Genomic DNA, 392 nt, shown 5'->3' on the forward strand with positions numbered 1-392 from the left:
TTGCTGCTGGTTTTGCTTTGTGGAAATACTGGGACCGTTTCTCCTCTTTTGTTAAAGGCTTTGCACGGGGGATCATACGCGCTTTTGGGCATGCCTTTGAAGCCGTCATGCGCTTTTTTGGTGCCGATACCACCACCATCACCAAATGGAAAAACATTATCGCCAATGCCTTTGACTTCTCTCAAGCTTGGCAAAAGTTTAAACAAGGACTTTCCTCTGTTTCCCAAAGCTTTGCTGGTTTGTGGGAGGGTTTTAAGCAAAGCCTCTCCAACTTCTGGGGATGGTTGGGGCACTTTTTTGCCCGCGAAAAGCTTTCTGAGGATGCCAAAGCCAGTATGGAACAAGCGGGGGAAGATTTAGCGGGTTGGATTGTTGATGGCTTTATGGCGTCC

1 pseudogene is annotated in these 392 nt (G+C 48.0%); it reads left to right on the top strand.

From position 1 onward, the window contains the following. Positions 1-392: pseudogene (locus BN338_RS09880) on the top strand (phage tail tape measure protein); the annotation flags it as partial.

The sequence above is a fragment of the Bartonella queenslandensis AUST/NH15 genome, from assembly GCF_000312585.1.
Classification (GTDB): Bacteria; Pseudomonadota; Alphaproteobacteria; order Rhizobiales; family Rhizobiaceae; genus Bartonella; species Bartonella queenslandensis_A.